The sequence below is a fragment of the Pseudonocardia alni genome (genome assembly GCF_002813375.1).
Taxonomy (GTDB): domain Bacteria; phylum Actinomycetota; class Actinomycetes; order Mycobacteriales; family Pseudonocardiaceae; genus Pseudonocardia; species Pseudonocardia alni.
In genome coordinates, this window is record NZ_PHUJ01000003.1 from 242671 (window position 1) to 262792 (window position 20122).

Below are 20122 nucleotides of genomic sequence, written 5' to 3' on the forward strand. Positions count from 1 at the left end.
TCCTTACCTCAGTCGCCGGTACGCCGGACGGACTCACCGCGCAGACCCGTCCAGGCCTGCCACAGCTGGGCGAAGCGGCCGCCGGAGGCGACCAGCTCGGCGTGCGTGCCGGTCTCCGCGGTCCGCCCGCCCTCGAGCACCAGCACGAGGTCGGCGTCGGCGACCTGGCTGAGCCGGTGCGCCACGACGACGGCCGTGCGGCCGGCCAGCGCGGCGTCGGCGGCGCGTTCCAGCTCCGCCGCGCCGGCGCTGCCGGCCTCGGCGGTCGCCTCGTCGAGGATCACCACCGGCGGGTCGGCCAGCACCAGCCGGGCCAGCGCGAGCTGCTGGGACTGCACCACGGTCAGCGCGTGCCCGGTGTCCCCGACGACGGTCTCCAGCCCGTCGGGCAGCCGGTCCACCCAGGGCGCCGCGCCGACCGTGGCCAGGGCGGCGCGCAGGTCGTCGTCGGTGGCGTCCGGGCGGGCCAGGCGCAGGTCCTCCGCGAGCGGCCCGGCGAACACGTGCACCTCCTGGGTCACCAGGACCACCGGCGGCCGCCCGCCGCGCTGGTCGATGCGTTCCAGCGGCACGCCGCCGATCTCGACCGATCCGGCGTCCGGGGTGTGCATCCCGGCGACGAGCTTGGCCAGCGTGGACTTGCCCGCCCCGCTGGTCCCGACCAGCGCGACCCGGGCGCCGGGCGCCAGGTCGAGGTCCACCCCGGACAGTGCCGGGTGGCCGTCGACGTAGGAGTGGGTCAGGCCGCGCACCCGCACCCGCGCGTCGGCGGGCACCGCCGGGTCCGCGGGCGGGGCGGGCGGGTCGATCTCGGCGACGCCGACGATGCGCCGCAACCCGGCGACCGCGGACTGGGCGGCGTCGAGCTGGAACAGCATGATGTTGATCGGCGTGAACAGGTTGATGAAGTACAGCGCCGCCGCGCTCGCCGTACCGATCGTCGTGCTGCCGCTGCCGACCAGCACGAACCCGGCGACCAGCACGCCGCTCAGACCGAGGACCTCACCGGCGTTGAGCCGGCCGAAGAAGCGGGTCTGCAGCACCACGAGCCGCTGCCCGATCCCGGCGACGGCCTCGGCGCGGGCACGGACCCGGTCCAGGTGGTCGTCGGTGAGGCGGAACGCGCGCACCGTGCTCACCCCGGCCGCGGTGTCGAGCAGTTGCTGCTGCTGGGCCCCGCCCGCGATGCGCTCGTCGTCGTAGAGCGGGCCGGAGTGACGCAGGAACCAGCGGGCGGTGACCACCTGGATCGGCACCGCCAGCAGCGCGCCGAGCAGGAACCGCCAGTCCAGCGCGCCGAGCGCGACCAGGGTCAGGCCGATGATCAGTGCGGCCCTGGCGAACTCGGGCAGCGCCTCGCGCACCGCCTCGCCGACGACCTTGACGTCGTCGGTCACGCGCGCGGTGAGGTCACCGGACCCGGCCTGCTCCAGGGTGTCCAGCGGCAGGTCCAGCGCGCGGGCGACGAAGCGCTCCCGCAGCCGGGCCAGCATCGTCTCCCCGACCCGGGCGATCAGCGCGATCCCGGCGAAGGCGAGCACACCCTGGACGACCGCGACCCCGGCCAGCGCGGCGACCGGCGCGGTCAGCGCCGACGGCGCCGCCCCGCGGGCGGCGAGGTCGACGATCCGGCCCAGCAGCGGTGCCGCCACCAGGCTCACCGCCGACCCGGCGACCAGCGCGACGAGGGCGGCGACGGCTGTCCCGCGGCGCGGCCGGAGCAGCTCGCCGAGGACGGCGCGGGTGCGGCGCCCGTCGGCGACGGGCAGCAGACGGGGTCCGGACGGCTCGGTCCCGGTGGTCATCCGGTCACCACCCTGCGGTAGTCGGTGTCGTCGGTCATCAGCTCGGTGTGCGTCGCGTCCGCGACGACCCGGCCGTCGCGCAGCACCACCACGCGGTCGGTGACCGCGAGCAGCGCCGGGCTGGTGGTGAGGAGCACGGTCGTGCGGCCGGTGCGGTGCTCGCGCAGCCGGGCCGCGATCTCGGTCTCGGTGACGGCGTCGACGGCGGTCGTGGGGTCGTGCAGCACCAGGACCGGGGGATCGGCGGCCAGCGCCCTGGCCAGTGCGACCCGCTGGCGCTGCCCGCCCGACAGTGAGCTGCCGCGCGAGGTCACCGGGGTGTCGGCGCCCTGCGGGAGGGCCTCGACGGCCTGGTCGGCGCGGGCCGCGGCCATCGCCGCGACCGTCGCGGACCCCGCGGCGCCGTTGCGGGTCGCGGCGGTGACGTTGTCCAGGACGGTGCCGGTGAACAGGTGCGCGTCGTGCGCCGCGACCAGCAGCGTGGACCGGGTGGCGGCCGGGGCGAGGTCGTCGACGCCGGTGCCGCCGAGCAGGATCCGCCCTTCCTCGGGTGCGACGTCGCGGGCCAGGCAGCGGGCGAGTGCGGTCGCCGCGGACGGGTCGGGGGCGACCACGCCGAGCAGCTGACCGGCGGGCACCTGCAGGTCGAGGCCGTCGAGCGGGCCGTGCCGCAGCCCGGTGACCGCCAGCGCGGCGGCCGGGTCGGTGGGGTCGGCGGTGGGGCCGGCATCGCGGCCGTCGTGGCCGGGGCCGACGGCGGGCGGCGCGGAGAGGATCTCGGCGATCCGCCCGGCCGAGGCCCGCGCCTGGGCGAAGCGCGCCCCGGCGATACCGAGGGTCTGCAGCGGCCCGACGAGGAACTGGGCGAGCCCGACCGCGGAGACCAGGTTGCCGACGGTGATGGACCCGTCGAGGGCGAGCAGGCCGCCCACGAGCGCGATGACCGCGAGGAACAGGCCGTTCGCGAGCTGGACGGTGCCGAGGAAGCCGGCCTCGGCGCGGGTCGCCCGCAGCGTGGCGCCCAGCGCGGTGCGGCTGCTGGCCGCGTACTGCTCGGCCGCGGCGGGCCCGGCGCCCAGGCCCTTGAGCACGCGGATGCCGGACACCAGGTCGGCGGCGGTGCCCGCCGCGCGTGCGGCCCGCTCCTGCTCGGCACCGCTGCGCCGCTCCAGCGGCCGGCCGACCCGGCCGATCAGCCACAGCAGCGGCGGGGTGCCGAGCAGGATGAGCAGGCCCAGGGGGAGCGAGATCCGCAGCAGCGCGACCGCGGCGACCACGAGCGCCGCCGCCGCGGCCGCCGCCGTCGGGATCCAGAAGTTCATCACCGCGACCCGCTTGGCGTCGGCGACGGCGATCGAGGTGACCGAGCCGGGCAGCCTGCCGGTCTCGGCGCCGCCCCGGTGGTCCAGCAGCCGCGCCGCCACGCGGGTGCGGAGCCCGGCGTCGGCACGCAGGTCGGCGTGCAGGGCCTGCCGCGCCCCGAACCGGTAGCTGTAGGACAGCATCGCGAAGTCCGCGGCCAGTACCAGCAGCCAGATCACCAGGCTGCCGACGTCGCCGGTCGCGACCGCGCGGTCGATCACCACGCCCACCAGGACCGGTACCAGCGCCTCACCCACCTGGTGCCCGCAGAGCAGGACGGTGGCCGCGGCGACCCGGCCGCGGAACGACCTGATCGTGCTGCGGACCACCTCGCGTGCGGTGACCCGTGCGTCACCGGTGCCCCTGTGCTCGGTCATGAAGAGAGGCTAACCTCACCAGCGCGTGGCGATCATGAGGGCGGGGTGTGTCTCGCCGCTCCCCGGTCGGCGCACCGGTCGCCGCCCGTCATCGGGTCCCGTCCCAGGAGGAGGTCGACACCTCGTGCGTGTCGTGTTGTTCGGATACCAGAAGTGGGGAGCCCGGCTGCTCGCCGACCTGCTGGACTCGCGGCACGAGGTGGTGCTCGTCGTCAGCCACCCGGAGGAGGGCGAGCCGTCCCCGGTGATCTTCCAGGAGTCGCTCGGTGACCTGGCCCGTGAGCACGGGATCCCGGTGCTCTACCGGGAGAAGGCCGTGGACGCCGAGCTGGTCACCGCGATCACCGGGTCCGGTGCCGAGATCGGGGTGGCCTGCAACTGGCGCACCTGGATCTCCCCGCAGGTGTTCTCCGCCCCGCCCCGCGGGACGGTCAACACCCACGACTCGCTGCTCCCGCGCTACGCCGGGTTCTCCCCGCTGAACTGGGCGCTGATCAACGGCGAGAGCCAGGTGGGCGTGACCGCGCACTGGATGGACGCCGAGCTCGACCGCGGCCCGATCATCTGCCAGCGCACGGTGCCGGTCACCCCGACCGACACCACCGAGGACCTGTTCGAGCGCACCGTGCTCCTGTTCGGACCGCTCGCGCTCGAGGCGTTCGACCGGGTCGAGCACGGTCCGCACGAGTGGCTCACCCAGGACCCGGCGCACGCGTCGTTCTTCCACAAGCGGGCCGACGAGGACAACCGCATCCCCTGGGACCGTCCGGCGGCCGACCTGGTCAACCTGGTGCGCGCGCAGACCGGGCCGTACCCGAACGCCTGGTGCCTGCACGACGGGGCGCGGCTGCGGGTGCTGGAGGCGACCGTGTCGCGGGAGCGCTGCGGCGGGACCAACGGGCGGATCTTCGCCCGCGAGGGGAGCGGGGTGGTCGTCGTCGCCGGGCCGGACGCCTGGCGTGGCGGCCAGTACGGCCTGGTCCTGCAGCGGGTCAAGGACGCCGACGGGGTCGAGCACGTCGCCGGCGACCACTTCCGCCGCATGGGGGGTTACCTGACCTGATGACTCCCGACGCCCGCCGGGAACGGATCCTGCGACACGCCCTCCTCGACATCGGCGCCGATCCGGCGCCGGGTCCGCTGGTCCTGCCGTTGCCCGCGGTGGGGATGGACGTCGTCGCCGAGGTCGAGCACGCCTCGCCGGTCGGCCTGCACCGGTTCTCCCGGATCGCCCTGGCCACGACCGACGGTGCCGTCGACCCCCACCCGGGTCCCGACGAGCTGGCCGCCGCGCTGCGTACCGAGCTCGCCGCCCGCGGCGGCCCCGGACCGCTGCCGCCGGGTCCGGTCCCGGCGGCCGCCGACGGTCCCGCCCCGGAACGGGGGCCGGCCGGCGGCCCGCCGGAGCCCGTCGGTGGCACCGACCCGGTGGCGGTCGCGCTGGCCCTGCTGCACCACGAGGCGGGTCGCGTCTCCGACGCCGACCTGACCGACCGGGTACTGGTGTCGGGCCTGCTGCCGCTGGTCGGGGCAACCGGCCCGGCGGCTCGGCCGGAGTGCTCGGAGCTCACCGCGCTGGCCGAGCGGCTCGCCGCGGCCCGTGACGCCGAGCGCCCCGGCCGGGTGCGGCGGCTGCTGCATCATTGGCTGACCGCGGCGCACCTGTGGCGTCGCCCGGTCCTGCACCCGGCCCGGTGGCACCGCACGCCGAACCCGCTGCTGCGGGCGGGTGCGCCGGCGGTGACCGACCCGCCGGTGCCCGGCCGCGCGGGGGAGTACCTGCTGCGTCCGGCCCGTCCGCACGGCGCCGACCTGCGCACCGTCGGGGACTGGATGCGCAGGCCCGAGGTGGTGCGCTTCTTCGGTCAGCCCTGGCCCGACGAGCGCTGGGCTCGTGAGCTGGACGGCCACGGCGCCGGGTCGGGTACCGCCGCCGTGCTCGTGGAGCCCGCCGGCGACCCGGCCGCCGGACCGATCGCGTACCTGGAGATCTACCGCCCGGTGCGGCACGCGCTGGCCCGCGCGTTCCCGGTCGGCCCGGGCGACGTCGGCGTGCACGTCTGCGTCGGTGCCGCGCACCGGCGTGGCACCGGTGGCGCGCTGCTCGCCGCGGTCGCCGACGCGCTGACCGCCGCGGGGTGCCCGCGGGTGCTCGCCGAGCCCGACGCCCGCAACACCGCCGCGCGGGGGGCGTTCGGCCGGGCCGGGTTCGACGAGGCCGAGCGGATCGCGCTGCCGCACAAGGACGCCGTCGTCATGGTGCGCACGGCGGCCTGAGCCTCAGCCGAGCGGCCCGCCGTCCCCGGAGGGGCGCCGGTCGGCGGGGAGCAGCGCGTGCAGGGCGTGGTAGCCGACGAGCACCACGATCGTGCCCAGCGCGATCCCGGACAGCTCGAACCCGCCCACCGACAGGCTCGCCCCGCCGATGCCGATGATCAGCCCGGCGGACAGCGGCACCAGGTTCGCGGCGTGGGCCAGGTCGACCCCGTTGCGGATCCAGATGGCCGCCCCGAGCAGCCCGACCATGCCGTAGAGGACCACGGTGAGCCCGCCGAGCACCCCGCCCGGCACCGCGACGATCAGTGCCCCGAACTTCGGGCAGAACCCCAGCAGCACCGCGACGGCCGCGGCCACCCAGTACGCGGCGGTGGAGTAGACCCGGGTCGCGGCCATCACGCCGATGTTCTCCGCGTAGGTCGTGGTGGGGGAGCCGCCGACCAGGCCGGCCAGCGTGGTGCCCGCGCCGTCCGCGGCCAGCGCCCGGCCCAGGTACGGGTCGAGGCGCTCGCCGGTCATCCCCTCGACGGCCTTGACGTGCCCGGCGTTCTCCGCGACCAGCGCGATCACCGAGGGCAGCACGAGGAGCGCGAAGGCGAACGAGAACGTCGGCCAGTGCCAGCCGGCGATCTCCATGCCGTCCGGTCCGGTCTGGGTGGCGGGCGGCAGCCCCACCCAGTCCGCGGACCCGACCCCGGACAGGTCGACCCGCATCCGGGTGCCGACGTCCCCGTTCGCGTCGGGCGCGGTGATCGGACCGGTCGTGGCGTCGAGCAGCAGCGAGAAGGCGAACCCGGCGACCAGGCCGATCAGCACCCCGATCCGGCCCCAGAACCCCGGCAGCAGTACCGCGGCGGCGATCACCACGACCATCGTCACCAGCGCGGCCCACTGGTCCTGTGGCCAGTAGACGGTCGAGGCGACCCCGGCGAGGTTGAACCCGATCAGCATGACGACGGCGCCGGTCACCGCGGGTGGCAGCAGCCGGGACACGACGCGGGCGCCGACCAGGTGCACGACCACACCGACCAGCAGCAGCACCACCCCGGCGACGACGATCGCGCCGGTCACGGCCGCGGAGTCCCCGCCCTGGGCGCGGATCGCCGCGACCCCGCCGACGAACGACGCCGAGGACCCCAGGTAGCTGGGGATCCGGCCGTGGGTCATCAGCAGGAACAGCGCGGTCGCGACGCCGGACATCAGGATCGCGATGTTGGGGTTCAGTCCCATGAGGACCGGGAAGACGAACGTCGCCCCGAACATCGCGATCACGTGCTGGCCGCCGAGGCCGACGGTGCGCGGCCAGGACAGCCGCTCCTGCGGGCCCACGACCTCGCCGGGCGGCGGGGCCTTGCCGCCGTGCACCACGGTCCAGCCGCGCCGTCGTTCCCGCGTCGAAGTCACCGAGCCCCCTCACCGTGGCCCGCCGCCCTGACGGGGCCGCGATCACAGTCGTCGGCGCGGCGGGGCGGGACAAGGGGTTGCGCGCACCGGTGACGTGACGTTCACGGCACCGGTGCGCGGGCGCCGGCTCAGCTGCCGGGGGCCCGGCCCTGCAGCGCCGCGTCGAGCTGCGGCACGACGGTGTCGATGGCGTAGGGCAGCGACAGCGGGCTGGAGTAGCCCAGCGCGGCGGCGAACTCGGTCTCGAACGGCCCGAGGTAGGCGACCCGGCCCTGCTGGACCGCCGGGATCGCGCGGAACACCGGGTCGGCCTCGGACTCGGCGCGCGAACGGCCCAGCACCACGAGCACGTCGCTGTCGAGGTCGCCCTGACGCTCCAGCGAGAGGGTCTGCGAGTCCGGCCGGACGGTGAAGCCGAGGCCGGCGAAGATCTGGGCGCGCAGGTCGTCGGTGCCCATGTCGTAGGGGACGCCCTCGATGAAGAAGTCCATCTTCAGGTTCGTGCCCGCGAAGTCGGGGTGGGCCGCCTTGGCCTCGTCGAACTCGGCGCGGGTCGCGGCGATGACCTGCTCGGCCTGCTCGGTGCGCCCGGTGGCCTGCCCGGTGATGCGGGTCTGCTCCTCCCAGCCCGCGGCGTTCGTGCCGTCGGGGGTGCCCTGGGCGACGGTCGGCGCGATCTGCGACAGCGCGGTGTAGGTCGCCTGGTCCATGAAGGAGTAGACGCCGAGGATCAGGTCGGGCTGGAGTGCGGCGACCTGCTCGACCGGGATCTGGGACCCGGTCAGCAGCTGCGGCTGCGTCCCGCCGAGTGCCTCCTGCGCCCAGGGGCGCTTCGCGTAGTCGTAGTCGCCGATGTTCTCGCGGACCCCGACCGGCTTCACGCCGAGGGCGAGGGCGAAGTCGGCGTCGTTGAAGCCGACGGTCACGACCCGCTGCGGCGCGGCGGGGATCGTCGTCTGCCCGAAGGCGTGGGTGAGGGTGACCGGGAACGCCCCGGTGGGGGCGTCGTCGGCGGGGGCGGGCGGTGCCGCGTCGCCGGAGCCCCCGGAGGAGCAGCCGGCGAGTGCCAGCAACAGGACCACGCACGCGGCGAGCGCGCGGAGCAGGGGTCGGGGCATGGGGGCGGTCCTTTCGACGGGACCCGTGCGGGCGGGGTGCACCGGGCGCCGGGGGATCAGGTCAGTACACCCTTCCGGGTGGACAGGCGAACCTTACCCACGGCGGTCACGATCGGGCAGACAGGACATCCCACACGACCTCGAGGTGCTCGCGGCCCGTGGTGACCCCGCCGAAGGCCACCCGCACCAGCGGGTGCCCGTCGACCTCGGTGCCGGTGAGCAGCACCCGTCCGTCGGCGTTGGCGCGCTCCAGCAGCGCGGTGGTCGCGGCGTCTCCGGAGCGCGAGCGGAGGCAGACCAGGGACAGCACCGGCGCGCACGCCAGCTCCAGGTCGTCGTGCCCGCGGACCCGCTCGGCCAGCTCGGCGGCGAGGTCCACGTGGCCGCGCAGGTGCGACCGCAGCCCGGACAGCCCCTGGCCGTGGAGCACCGCCCACAGCTTCAGTGCCCGGAACCGGCGCCCGAGCGGGACCTGCCAGTCCCGGAAGTCCACGACGGCGCCGGTGTCGGAGTGCGCGTCGCGCAGGTAGGCCGGGGTGATCGACAGCGCGGCCGGCAGCGCGCGGGCGTCGCGCACCCAGAGCAGCGAGGCGTCGAACGCGGTGAGCAGCCACTTGTGGGCGTCGGTGCAGAAGGAGTCGACGCCGGGCCCGGGGCCCGGGTTCACGCCGTCGAGCACCCAGCGGTGCTCCGGGCAGAGCGCGGCGACGCCCGCCCACGCGGCGTCGACATGCACCCAGGCCCGGTACGGTCGCGCCGCCGTGACCAGCGCCGCGACCGGGTCGCTCGACCCGGTCGAGGTCGTCCCGACCGTCGCGCACACCAGGACCGGGACCAGCCCTGCGGCGACGTCCGCGGCCAGGGTGGCGGCCAGCGCGGCCGGGTCCATCGCCCGGGAGCCCGGGGTGCACGGGACGGTCCGCAGCCCGTCCGCGCCGAGCCCGGCCACCCGCACCGCCTTGGCCAGCGACGAGTGCGTCTCGGCCGTGACGTAGACGCGTTCCCGGCCGGTCACCCCGCGCGCGCGCCAGCCGGAGTCCGGGTCCGGGGCGGCCCGGTGCAGCGCGGCGGTCAGCGCGACCAGCGCCGCCGAGGACGCCGAGTCCTGGATCGAGCCGCCCCCGCCGCCGTCGTGGGTGAACGTCTCGTCCAGCCCGAGCGCCCGGGCCACCTGGTCGGTGACCGCCTGCTCCACCTCGGTGCACGCGGGCGAGGTCGACCAGAGCATCCCCTGCGCCCCGGCGCCGCCGGAGAGCAGCTCACCCAGCAGCGAGGTCAGCGACGCGTTCGCCGGGAAGAACGCGTGGAACCCGGGGTGCTGCCAGCGGGTGTCGGCGTCACCGGTGACGGCCTCGACCAGCGACGGGAACGCCGCGAGCGGCTCGGGGTCCTCGTTCGCCTCGCGGGGGAAGCGGGCCCGCACGGTGCCGGGCTCGACGACGTCGCGGACCGGGTGACGTTCGATCCCGGCGCGGGCGTCGGCGACGGCGTCGACGAACAGGTGGCCGAGGGCTCGGAACTCGTCCGGGGTGAGGTCGGGCACGTGCCCGGACGCTACCCGGCCACGGGCGTGTGCTCGTGGATCCCGTGGTCGTGCAGGTCGTCGAGGTCCCAGGTGGGCAGCGGGTCGTCCAGGTCGCGCCAGGAGCCGGGCCCGGCGAGCAGCTCGTCGTCGGTGAGCAGGGCCGGGTCGAGGCGCGCGGTGACGGCCGCGCGGGTCAGGCCGAGCCCGATGAACACGATCTCCTGCCCGCGCGGCCCGTCGAACGACGACCACGGCGCCGCCGGATCCAGGGCCATGTTCGGGCCGGCCTGCGACCACAGGCCGGCGACGTCGGGCCGGGTCGCCAGCCAGCAGAAGCCCTTGCTGCGCAGCAGTCCGGGCCACTCGGCGAGCGCGTCGAGCAGCCGGGCGGGGTGGAAGGGGCGTCCGGCCCGCCAGGTCACGCTGGCGATCCCGTACTCCTCGGTCTCGGGGGTGTGGCTGCCGTTGAGCTCCTGCGCCCAGCCGGGTGTCGCGGACGCCGCCGCCGGGTCGTAGCGGTGGGTGTCGAGCAGCTCGGCGACCGGCACGTCGCCACGCACCGCGCGGACGCGGCGTGCGCCCGGGTTCATCCGCGACAGCAGCGCCTCGATCCGGCCCAGCGCGTGCGGCGCGACGAGGTCGGTCTTGTTGAGCACCAGCAGGTCCGCGAACTCGACCTGGTCGGCGAGCAGGTCCGACAGGGTCCGCTCGTCGCCCTCGGCGGCCTGCAGCTCGCGGTCGGCGAGCGAGTCCTCGCTGGTCAGGAGCGTCTCGAAGGTCGAGGCGTCGACGAGGGTGACCATCGTGTCCAGCCGCGCGACGTCGGAGAGCGCGGTGCCGTCGTCGAAGGTCCACTCGAACGTCGCCGCGACCGGCATCGGCTCGGAGATCCCGGTCGACTCGACGACGACGTGGTCGTAGCGCCCCTCCGCGGCGAGCTCGCCGACCGTGGTCAGCAGGTCCTCGCGCAGCGTGCAGCAGATGCAGCCGTTGGTGAGCTCGACCAGCTTCTCCTGGCTGCGGTGCAGGTCGACCAGCGCGCCGTCGATGTTGACCTCGCTCATGTCGTTGACGACGACGGCGATCCGCCTGCCGTCGCGGTTCGCGAGCAGGTGCTCCAGCAGCGTCGTCTTCCCCGCGCCGAGGAAGCCGGACAGGATCGTGACGGGAACGCGACGGTCGGCCATAGATTCACGATAACCATTGTCGATAATCGCGGTGAAGGGTGCCCCCGTGCGCACCTCCCGTCCGGTCTGGTGGCGGCTGCTCCCCGCAGCCGCGTAGACGCACGTCACCGTCATCCCGGGCTGCCGAGCAGCCCGGCGGCAACCGGTGTGTCTCGTGCAGCTCCCCGTTCCCAGGAGCTGATCATGGATTCCCTCGCCGCCACCGCCACCGTCGCCCGGATGCCCGCGCTGCGTGCCGCCGTCGCCCGGATGCCCGCGCTGCGTGCCGCCGTCGCCGCCGACCCGTCGTCGCACCGGGTGCTGACCGGGGAGCGGCCGACCGGCCCTCTGCACCTCGGGCACCTGGTGGGCAGGATCTCCGAACGCGTCCGGCTGCAACGGTCCGGAGTGGACGTGCTGGTGATCCTCGCCGACTACCAGGTGATCACCGACCGTGACGTCGCCGACCGGCTGTCGGACCACGTCCGCGACGCGGTGCTCGACCAGCTCGCCGCCGGGCTCGACCCGGACCGCACGACGGTGTTCGCCCACTCCGCGGTGCCCGCGCTGAACCAGCTCATGCTGCCGTTCCTGTCGCTGGTCACCGAGGCCGAGCTGCACCGCAACCCGACGGTGAAGGCCGAGCACGCCGCGTCCGGACGGGCGTTGTCGGGGCTGCTGCTGACCTATCCGGTGCACCAGGCCGCGGACATCCTGTCCTGCCGCGCCGACCTCGTGCCGGTGGGCAAGGACCAGCTCCCGCACATCGAGCTCACCCGGGCGCTGGCCCGGCGCTTCGCCGAGCGCTACGGCCCGGTGTTCACCCCGCCCGAGCCGATGCTGACCGACACCCCGGAGCTGCCGGGGCTCGACGGGCACACGATGTCCACGTCCCGCGGCAACGCCGTCCCGCTCGGCGCGACCGCGGACGAGACCGCGGCGCTCGTGCGCCGCGCCCGCACCGACCCCGAGCGGCGCATCACCGTCGACCCGGACGGCAGGCCCGGGGTGTACGGGCTGCTCACGACCGCGGCCCTGTGCCTGGGCCGCGACCCGCACGAGCTGGCCGCGACCCTGGACGGGGCCGCCGCGCTGAAACGGCTCACCACCGACGCGGTCAACGACCACCTCGCCGGACACCGCGCGCGGCGCGCCGAGCTGGCCCGCGACCCCGGGCTCGTCGACGACGTGCTGGCCCGCGGCAACTCCCGCGCGAACGACCTGGCCGACGAGACACTCGACGCGGTCCGCGCGGCCATGGGGATGCGCTACGGGCGGGTCAGGACGCGGTCCGCCGGGTGACCGTCTCCCGGATCCGCGGCAGCAGGTGCTCGCCCGCGGCCAGCAGATCCGGGAGGCGGGCGGGCTCGGCGAGCAGTGCCCGGAACGCGTCGGCGACGGTGACGCCGTGCCCGGGCCGGTGCTCGACGGTCACAGCGTCGCCGGCGCGGATCCCCCCGGGGGACAGGACCCGCAGGTAGGCACCGGGGCGGGCGGCCGCGGTGAAGCGCTTCACCCAGCCCGTCCGCTCCAGGTGCGCGGCGAAGGTCCGGCACGGGATGCGCGGCGCGGTCACCTGCAGCAGCACTCCGCCGACCTGCCAGCGCTCGCCCAGCTCCGCGCCGCACACGTCGACGCCGCGGGTGGTGAGGTTCTCCCCGAACATCCCCGCCCGCAGCGGGCCCAGCTCGGGGGCGAAGAACTCCAGGTCCTCCCGGGCGTAGGCGTAGACGGCCTGGTCCGGGCCGCCGTGGTGGTCGGCGTCGCAGATCGTGTCGCCGGCCAGCCCGCTCGCCGCGGGCGCTGGGATGTCCACCCGGACCGGACCGGGTACCGGCCGCTTGTCGATGCCCGAGGTCCCCGCCTTGGCGAGGATCGGACGGGACACCCCGGTGTTCACGGACTCCACGACGGACACCCCCGCGACGCTAGGCGTCCCACCGCCGCCGACGCGAGCGGGTTCGTCTCACACGGACCCGTGGAGACGGCGCAGCTCGGTCTTGAGCACCTTGCCCGACGGGTTGCGCGGTAACACCTCCACCAGCGCGAGCCGGCTCGGCTGCTTGTAGCGGGCCAGCCGGTCGGCGCACCACGCGGTGAGCGTGTCCAGGTCCGGCGGGGCGGCGGGGTCGGCGGGCACGACCACGGCGAGCGGGGTCTCGCCCCAGCGCGGGTCCGGCACCCCGACGACCGCGACGTCGGCGACGCCCGGGTGCGCGGCCAGCACCTCCTCGACCTCGGCGCTGTATACGTTCTCCCCACCGGAGATGATCATGTCCTTGGCGCGGTCGACGACGTAGTAGAAGCCGTCCGGGTCCTCGCGCACCAGGTCACCGGAGTGGAACCAGCCGCCGCGGAACGCCTCGGCCGTCGCCTCCGGGCGGCCCCAGTACTCCCGCATCACGGTCGGACCGCGGTAGACGATCTCGCCGACCTCGCCGCGCGGCACATCGTTCATGTCCGCGTCGACGACCCGCACCTCGACGCCGACCATCGGCGTCCCCACGGAACCGATCTTGCGCACCGAGTCCTCGCCCCGCAGCGCGCAGGTGACCGGGCTGCACTCGGTCTGCCCGAACGCGGTGACCACCATGGCCTGCGGGAACGTGTCGATCATGGTGCGGATCAGCGTCGTCGACGCGGGGGCGGCCCCCCAGGTGATCCGGCGCAGCGCCGACAGGTCCCGCTGCGCGATGCCGGGCACGGCGCAGATCGCCTGCCACTGCGCCGGGACGAAGAAGCACGACGACACGCGCTCCCGCTCCAGGGTGTCGACCGTCGCGACCGGGTCGAAGCCGCCCGACGGCGGGATGATCACCCGGCCGCCCGCGATCAGGGTCGGGAGCATCCCGGACAGCCCGGCGATGTGGAAGAGCGGAGCCCCGGACAGCGAGACCCGGTCGTCGCCCGCGGTGCCCAGGTGCGTGATCGACAGGAACGCGTGCAGCATCAGGTTGCGGTGGGTCAGCACCGCGCCCTTCGGGCGGCCGGTCGTCCCCGAGGTGTACATGATGTAGGCGGGCTCGTCGTCGGCGACGTCGTCGCCCCAGTCGCCGGGGTCGGTCCCGGCGAGCAGCGCGCCGAACCCCTCGCCGAGGGTGAGTACCGTCCGCACCGACGGTGCCTGCTCCCGCGCGGTCCCCACGGTCGCGGCGAACCCGTCGTCGCAGAGCACGGCGGTGGGGGTGCAGTCGGTGAGCTGGAAGGCGACCTCGCCCGCGGTCAGCCGGAAGTTCAGCGGCACGCAGATCGCGCCGCGGCGCAGCACCGCCAGGTAGCTCTCGACGAGCTCGACGGAGTTGAGCCCGAGCACCGCGACCCGGTCCCCCCGGTCGACCCCCCGGTCGGCGAGCACGGTCGCCAGCCGGGACACCCGGTCGTCGAGCTGCGCCCAGGTCCGCGACGTCCGCGGGTCGGCCAGCGCCGGCCCGTCCGGTGTGGTCCGTGCGTGCCGCGCGACGATGTCCGCCGCGGTCATCCCGTGTCCCGTGATCGTGCCCACCGGTGGCCTCCCGAGCCTCGACTGCCCTGCCACTGTGGTCCCGATCACCCCGGTGGGGCAAGATCACGGGCCGCCGTGCAGGGTGACGCCGGTGAGCACGACCCCCGACGGCAGCGGTCCCGACGGAGCCGACCCCGACGGAGCCGACCCCGGCGGTGCCGTCCCCGACGGCACCCGGCGGCTCCGGCTGCTGCAGCTGGCGTCGCTGACCAGCACCGTCGACCGGTTCGCGATCGCGCCGCTGCTGGTCCCGATCGCCGCGTCGTTCTCGGCGCCGCTGGCCGCGGCGGCCGGCGCGGCCGGGGGCTACTTCCTCGCCTACGGCCTCATGCAGGTCGTGTGGGGGGTGCTGTCCGACCGGATCGGCCGGGTCCGGGTGATGCGCCTGGCCCTGGTCGGCGCGGTGCTGGGCGGGGTCGCCTCGGTGCTGGCCCCGACCCTCGCAGTGCTGGTCGTCGCCCGGGTCGTCACCGGCGCGTGCACGGCGGCGCTGATCCCGGCGGCGCTGGTGTACGTCGGTGACACCTGGCCCGCCGCGGTCCGGCAGCGGCCCCTGTCGGACCTGCTCGCCGCGACCGCGCTCGGCACCGCCGTCGCCACGGCCGGGGCGGGCCTGCTGGCCGACCTGGCCGGGTGGCGCGTCGTCCTCGGTGCGACGGCGGCCGGCTGCGCGGTGCTGTTCGTCGCGCTGCGGGCGCTGCCCGAACCCGACGGTGCCCGCACCACCTCGCGCGGGATCGTCGACGCGGTGCTCCGCCCGCTGGCCGCGGTCGCCGGGAACGGCTGGGCGCGGCTGGTCCTGGCGCTCGCCTTCGTCGAGGGCGCCGTCGTGCTCGGGGTGCTGACCTACCTGGCCCCGTCGCTGCAGGCCGGGGGCAGCTCCGCCGCGCTGGCCGGGCTCGCCGCCGGGGGCTACGGCGTCGGCGCGGTGCTGTTCTCCCGGGTCGTGCGACGCCTGGTCGGGCGCCTGCGCCCCGCCGCGCTGGCCGCCGTCGGCGGCGGGTTCCTCGTGATCGCCTGGGTGTTCCCGCTGGTCGTCGTGCACCCGGCGACGGTCGCCGTGGCCGGGCTCTGCCTGGGTGGGGCGTGGGCGTTCCTGCACTCGACCCTGCAGACCTGGGCGACCGAGGTCGTCCCGCAGGCCCGCGCGACCGCCGTCGCGCTGTTCGCGACACTGCTGTTCCTGGGCAGCTCGGCCGGGACCACGCTGGGGGCCCCGCTCGCCGACGCCGGGCGCTTCGCCCCGCTGTTCGCCGCCGCCCTGGTGGCCTCGGTGCCGCTGGCGCTGGTCGCCGCGTGGACCCGGGCCCGCTACGCCCGCCGGGCCGCCTGACCCGCGCCGTGTGTTCCCAGGGTCACTCTCGTGGCTTAGAGCGCCACGAAAGTGACCCTGGGAGCACGGTGGGGCGTCACACGTAGCGGTCGCGCAGCTCCCGCTTGACCAGCTTGCCGGTGGGGGTGCGCGGCAGGAAGTCGGTGAAGTCCACCGACGACGGCGCCTTGTAGTGCGCGATCCGCTCCCGCACGAAGTCGATCAGCTCGCGCTCCAGCTCCGGGCCGGCGTCGACGCCCTCCGGGGGCTGGACGACGGCCTTGACCTTCTCGCCCATCTCCTCGTCGGGCACCCCGATGACGGCGACGTCGAGCACCTTGGGATGCAGCGCGAGGGCGTCCTCGACCTCCTGCGGGTAGATGTTCACCCCGCCCGAGATGATCATGAACGCCTTGCGGTCGGTGAGGAAGAGGAAGCCGTCCTCGTCGAGGTAGCCCAGGTCCCCGGTGGTGGTCCAGTTCTCGTGCTCGGGGTGGGTCGCGGCGAGGGTCTTGCCCGGGTCGTTGTGGTACTCGAACGGCCGGACGTCGCGCTCGAAGTAGACCGTCCCGATCTCGCCCGGGGCCAGGACGGCGCCGGTGTCGTCGGCGATCCGGATGGTGCCGAGCCCGGCGCGCCCGACCGAGCCGGGACGTTCGCTCCACTGCGCCGAGTCGATGAAGGTGATGCCGTTGGACTCGGTCGCGGCGTAGTACTCGTGCAGGACCGGACCCCACCAGTCGATCATCGCCTGCTTGACGTCCACCGGGCACGGCGCGGCCGCGTGGATCGCGACCCGCATCGAGGACACGTCGTAGGACGCGCGGACGGACTCCGGGAGCTTGAGCATCCGCACGAACATCGTCGGCACCCACTGCGAGTGGCTGACCGAGTACCGCTGGATCAGCGCCAGGGCCTTCTCGGGCTCGAAGCGCTCCATCACCACGACGGTGCCGCCGAGTGCCTGCACCGTGGCGGTGAACCGCAGCGGCGCGGCGTGGTAGAGCGGGGCCGGGTTCAGGTAGACGGTGTCGGTGTCGAAGCCGTACATCGACCCGAACAGGGCCTGGTAGGTGTCGCCCGGCTCGTCGACCTGCCGGTCGGGCAGCGTCGGCTTGATGCCCTTGGGTCGGCCGGTGGTGCCCGACGAGTAGAGCATGTCCGCCCCGCGCGGCTGGTCGGCCGGCGGCTCGGCCGGCACCGCGGCGAGGGTCTCGTCGTAGTCGGCGTAGCGCGACGCACCGGGGATCTCACCGCCGAAGGCCAGCCGCACCGGGGTGTCGACGTGGTCCTCGATCGCCGCGGCCAGACCGGCGACACCGGCCGAGACGACGAGCGCCTTCGCGCCGCAGTCCCGCACGATGTAGGCCGCCTCGGGCGCGGAGAGGTGGTGGTTCACCGCGGTGATGTAGAGCCCCGACCGCTGGGCGGCCCAGTAGACCTCGTAGACCCGCGCGGTGTTCTCCGCGACGAGTGCGACGACGTCGCCCCGCTGCAGACCGGCCGCACGCAGGTGGTTCGCGAGCCGGGCGGACCCCTCCTCCAGCTCACGGAACGTCAGGGTCGCGCCCGAGCCCCCCATGATCACGGCCGGCTTGTCGGGGGTCGTGGCGGCGTGCGTGCCTGGGTACATCGGGGCCTCTCCGTCGGGGCGCGCCGCGGATCGCCCGGCGCACGTCTCTCGTCGGCCCGATCCTGCCATCCGGGGCGACCCCGGCGGCGGCAGCGGTCAGGAGTGCGCGTTCTGATAGGCCTCGAGAACCGAGGACGGGATACGCCCGCGCTCGGAGATCTTCATGCCCTGGGCCACCGCCCATTCCCGCACGGCGCGGTTCGCGGCGCGTTCCGAGGAGCTGGAACCGTTCGACGACGAGGTGCCGGAAGCGGGACCGCGCCGACCGGACCCGCGACGGGCGGCCGCGACGTAGGGCGCCAACGATTCCCGCAGCTTCTCGGCATTCCCGGCGGACAGGTCGATCTCGTAGGCGCGGCCGTCGACGGAGAACTCCACCTGCTCGTCGGCCTCGGTGCCGTCGAGGTCGTCGACCAGTGTGATGGTCGTCTGCTGCGCCACGTCGTCATTCCTTCCACGGGGAATCACCGGATCGGCCGGAGACGGGAATCGCCCGGTCGGAGCCGGAACCGATTCTTCGGGCAGAACGATAATGGATGCCGAACCGACCTGTCGAACCCCTGCCCGGAAATAGTCCGGCGCCGTCGTTTCGGGTCGGGGGATACGGCGTCCGGGCGACGGGAATGGGCGAAAAGGGTCAGCGGCGAACGTGACGTGAATCAGCGCGCGGTCGGCCACCACGGTTCGGTGGGAACCGCGGCGCGCGCGTCGTCGACGGTCGTGACGCCGGTCAGGTCGATCCGCTCGCCCGGACGCGGCAGGGCCAGGACCACGTCCTGGTCGGCGGCGGCCTTGCGGGCCCGCTCGGCGGGCTCGTCCCACGGGTGGAAGCCCAGGTTGAACGTCGCCCAGTGGATCGGCAGCAGCACCCGGCCGCCCAGCTCGCGGTGCGCGGCGACGGCCTGCTCCGGGTCGGCGTGGATGTCGGGCCACAGGTCGGCGTAGGCGCCGATCGGCAGCACCGTCAGGTCGAACGGGCCGTGCGCGGCCCCGGTGCGCGCGTGCGCCCGGGTGGCGCCGGTGTCCCCGCCCAGGTACGCGGTGTGCCGCGGCCCCGCGACCTTCCAGGCGGCCCACAGCGTCGTGTTGCGGCGCAGCCCGCGCCCGGAGAAGTGCCGGGTCTCCAGGCAGGTCAGTTCCAGCCCGGCGACGGTCACCACGCCCTCCCAGTCGCGCTCGACGACCCGGTGCCCGGGCACGCCCCAGGCCCGCAGGTGCGCGCCCACCCCGAGCGGGCCGACGAACACCGCGGAGGTGTCACGGGCCAGCGCGGTGACCGTCGGACGGTCGAGGTGGTCGTAGTGGTCGTGGCTGATCACGACGACCTCCGGGGGCCCCAGCGCGGACAGCGGCCCGACCGGCGGGTGCAGGCGGCGCGGCCCGAAGCGCGGCACGGGGGAGGCGTACTCCGACCAGACCGGGTCGGCCAGGACCCGTCGGCCGTCGATCTCCAGCAGCACCCCGGCGTGCCCCAGCCAGGTCACCGCCAGCCCGGCGGGCTCGTCGGGGGTCCGCAGCGGCGCGAGCGGCACGGTGGCCGGCGCGACGCCCTCGGACCGGCGGCCCACCAGCATGTTCAGGATCATCCTGGCGGAGGCCTTGGCCCGCGGCAGACCCGGCTCGGTGTTGGCGAACACGCCGTCGACGGCGTTCGGCGACCCGGAGGCGATCCGGTGGAGGTCGCCCGCGCGGGCCCCCATGTTGCGGCGCACGTGCACGCCGAGCGCGGCGAGGGCCCCGGTCAGGGCGAGCGGGACGGACAGGACGGCCGCGGTCGGCACGCGCTTGCTGCGGGACACGATCACCACAGTACGAAGGCCCGGGCCCGCTCCCCACCTACAGTCGAGATCGTGACGGACGGCATGACGGGGACACGGGTGACCACCGAGCGGCACGGGCACGTGCTCCTGATCCGGATGACGCGCCCGGACAAACGCAACGCCGTCGACGCCGCGATGACGGCGGGGCTCGACGAGGCGCTCAACACCCTCGACGACGACCCGGACCTGTGGTGCGGCGTGCTCGCCGGGGACGCGACGGCGTTCAGCGCGGGCACCGACCTGGCGGCGGGCTCCGGCGGGCCGACGCCGCGCGGCGGCAACTACGGCGTCGTCCGGCGCGACCGGCGGCGCCCGCTGATCGCCGCCGTCGAGGGCGTCGCCTACGGCGGTGGGTTCGAGATCGTGCTGGCCTGCGACATGGTCGTCGCGTCGACGACGGCGCGGTTCGGGCTGCCCGAGGTCGCCCGCGGCCTGGTCGCGAACTGCGGGGCGCTGTTCCGGGCGCCGCGGCCGCTGCCGCTCAACATCGCCAAGCAGCTGCTGGTCACCGGGCGACCGCTGGACGCCGAGCGCGCGTACACCCTGGGACTGGTCTCCGAGCTCGTCGAGCCGGGCGGGGCGGAGGCGGCGGCGCTGGCGCTCGCGGCCGCGGTGTGCGAGAACTCGCCGCTGGCGGTGTCGGTGTCGCTGCGCGCGCTGGAACGTGTGGTGTCCGAGCCGGACGAGCGCGGCTGGAACGCCACCGAGATCGCCTCGGCGGCGATCGACCGGTCCGCGGACAGGACCGAGGGGATCGCGGCCTTCCTGGAGAAGCGCCCGCCGCGCTGGACGGGGCGCTGACCCGCGCCCGGTATGTCGCC

Annotated in this window: 16 protein-coding genes; 5 read left to right on the plus strand and 11 right to left on the minus strand. The window is 75.1% G+C overall.

The annotated features are described in order from the left end of the window. Positions 1-8: 8 nt before the first annotated feature. Positions 9-1805 (minus strand): ABC transporter ATP-binding protein, encoded by a 1797-nt coding sequence (locus ATL51_RS02350; RefSeq protein WP_100877504.1) that lies wholly within the window; start codon positions 1803-1805, stop codon positions 9-11. Then, complete coding sequence (locus ATL51_RS02355) at positions 1802-3544, minus strand: ABC transporter transmembrane domain-containing protein (RefSeq protein ID WP_100877505.1); 1743 nt, start codon at positions 3542-3544, stop codon at positions 1802-1804. Before ATL51_RS02355 ends, ATL51_RS02350 begins: the two co-directional genes overlap by 4 nt. Positions 3545-3668: 124 nt before the next feature. Between ATL51_RS02355 and ATL51_RS02360 the strand changes: the two genes are divergently transcribed. Together ATL51_RS02360 and ATL51_RS02365 are read left to right on the plus strand one after the other, a co-directional pair. After that, complete coding sequence (locus ATL51_RS02360; RefSeq protein ID WP_073574560.1) at positions 3669-4607, plus strand: methionyl-tRNA formyltransferase; 939 nt, start codon at positions 3669-3671, stop codon at positions 4605-4607. Then, positions 4607-5821, plus strand: coding sequence for a GNAT family N-acetyltransferase (locus ATL51_RS02365; RefSeq protein ID WP_100877506.1), 1215 nt, complete (start codon positions 4607-4609; stop codon positions 5819-5821). Before ATL51_RS02360 ends, ATL51_RS02365 begins: the two co-directional genes overlap by 1 nt. A 3-nt stretch (positions 5822-5824) precedes the next feature. Here ATL51_RS02365 and ATL51_RS02370 read toward each other — a convergent pair whose 3' ends face one another. From ATL51_RS02370 to ATL51_RS02385, 4 genes are all read right to left on the minus strand, one after another. Continuing rightward, positions 5825-7225, minus strand: a complete 1401-nt coding sequence (locus ATL51_RS02370; protein ID WP_100877507.1) for a uracil-xanthine permease family protein — start codon at positions 7223-7225, stop codon at positions 5825-5827. A gap of 128 nt (positions 7226-7353) precedes the next feature. Next, the gene (locus ATL51_RS02375; RefSeq protein WP_100877508.1) at positions 7354-8343 is read right to left on the minus strand and encodes an ABC transporter substrate-binding protein; all 990 of its coding nucleotides are present in this window, start codon (positions 8341-8343) and stop codon (positions 7354-7356) included. Between the two features lie 106 nt (positions 8344-8449). Continuing rightward, on the minus strand, positions 8450-9886 hold the full coding sequence (locus ATL51_RS02380) for a pyridoxal phosphate-dependent decarboxylase family protein (protein ID WP_100877509.1): 1437 nt from the start codon (positions 9884-9886) through the stop codon (positions 8450-8452). 11 nt (positions 9887-9897) lie between these two features. After that, a complete protein-coding gene (locus tag ATL51_RS02385) occupies positions 9898-11055 on the minus strand; it encodes a GTP-binding protein (RefSeq protein WP_100877510.1) in 1158 nt (385 codons plus the stop codon). A 183-nt stretch (positions 11056-11238) separates the two neighbouring features. Between ATL51_RS02385 and trpS the strand changes: the two genes are divergently transcribed. After that, the gene (gene trpS, locus ATL51_RS02390) at positions 11239-12336 is read left to right on the plus strand and encodes a tryptophan--tRNA ligase (RefSeq protein WP_208622895.1); all 1098 of its coding nucleotides are present in this window, start codon (positions 11239-11241) and stop codon (positions 12334-12336) included. On the opposite strand, the gene ATL51_RS02395 is transcribed toward trpS, so the two are convergent. Next, positions 12314-12952 carry an MOSC domain-containing protein gene (locus ATL51_RS02395; protein WP_208622896.1) on the minus strand — a complete coding sequence of 213 codons (639 nt, stop codon included), beginning with the start codon at positions 12950-12952 and terminating at the stop codon, positions 12314-12316. The genes trpS and ATL51_RS02395 overlap by 23 nt on opposite strands. 48 nt (positions 12953-13000) lie before the next feature. Next, the gene (locus ATL51_RS02400; RefSeq protein WP_100877511.1) at positions 13001-14512 is read right to left on the minus strand and encodes a long-chain-fatty-acid--CoA ligase; all 1512 of its coding nucleotides are present in this window, start codon (positions 14510-14512) and stop codon (positions 13001-13003) included. 115 nt (positions 14513-14627) lie between these two features. Here ATL51_RS02400 and ATL51_RS02405 point away from each other — a divergent pair, with 115 nt between their 5' ends. Then, positions 14628-15869 (plus strand): MFS transporter, encoded by a 1242-nt coding sequence (locus tag ATL51_RS02405; RefSeq protein ID WP_301548857.1) that lies wholly within the window; start codon positions 14628-14630, stop codon positions 15867-15869. 76 nt (positions 15870-15945) lie between these two features. On the opposite strand, the gene ATL51_RS02410 is transcribed toward ATL51_RS02405, so the two are convergent. From ATL51_RS02410 to ATL51_RS02420, 3 genes are all read right to left on the minus strand, one after another. Continuing rightward, positions 15946-17481: an acyl-CoA synthetase gene (locus tag ATL51_RS02410; RefSeq protein ID WP_100877512.1), complete on the minus strand. Its 1536-nt coding sequence runs from the start codon at positions 17479-17481 to the stop codon at positions 15946-15948. A gap of 96 nt (positions 17482-17577) precedes the next feature. Next, positions 17578-17922 (minus strand): histone-like nucleoid-structuring protein Lsr2, encoded by a 345-nt coding sequence (locus tag ATL51_RS02415; protein ID WP_073574567.1) that lies wholly within the window; start codon positions 17920-17922, stop codon positions 17578-17580. Between the two features lie 218 nt (positions 17923-18140). Then, positions 18141-19280 carry an MBL fold metallo-hydrolase gene (locus ATL51_RS02420; RefSeq protein ID WP_301548858.1) on the minus strand — a complete coding sequence of 380 codons (1140 nt, stop codon included), beginning with the start codon at positions 19278-19280 and terminating at the stop codon, positions 18141-18143. A gap of 51 nt (positions 19281-19331) precedes the next feature. On the opposite strand from ATL51_RS02420, the gene ATL51_RS02425 reads away from it, so the two are divergent. Then, positions 19332-20102 carry an enoyl-CoA hydratase-related protein gene (locus ATL51_RS02425; RefSeq protein WP_224402240.1) on the plus strand — a complete coding sequence of 257 codons (771 nt, stop codon included), beginning with the start codon at positions 19332-19334 and terminating at the stop codon, positions 20100-20102. The last annotated feature ends 20 nt before the right edge of the window (positions 20103-20122 follow it).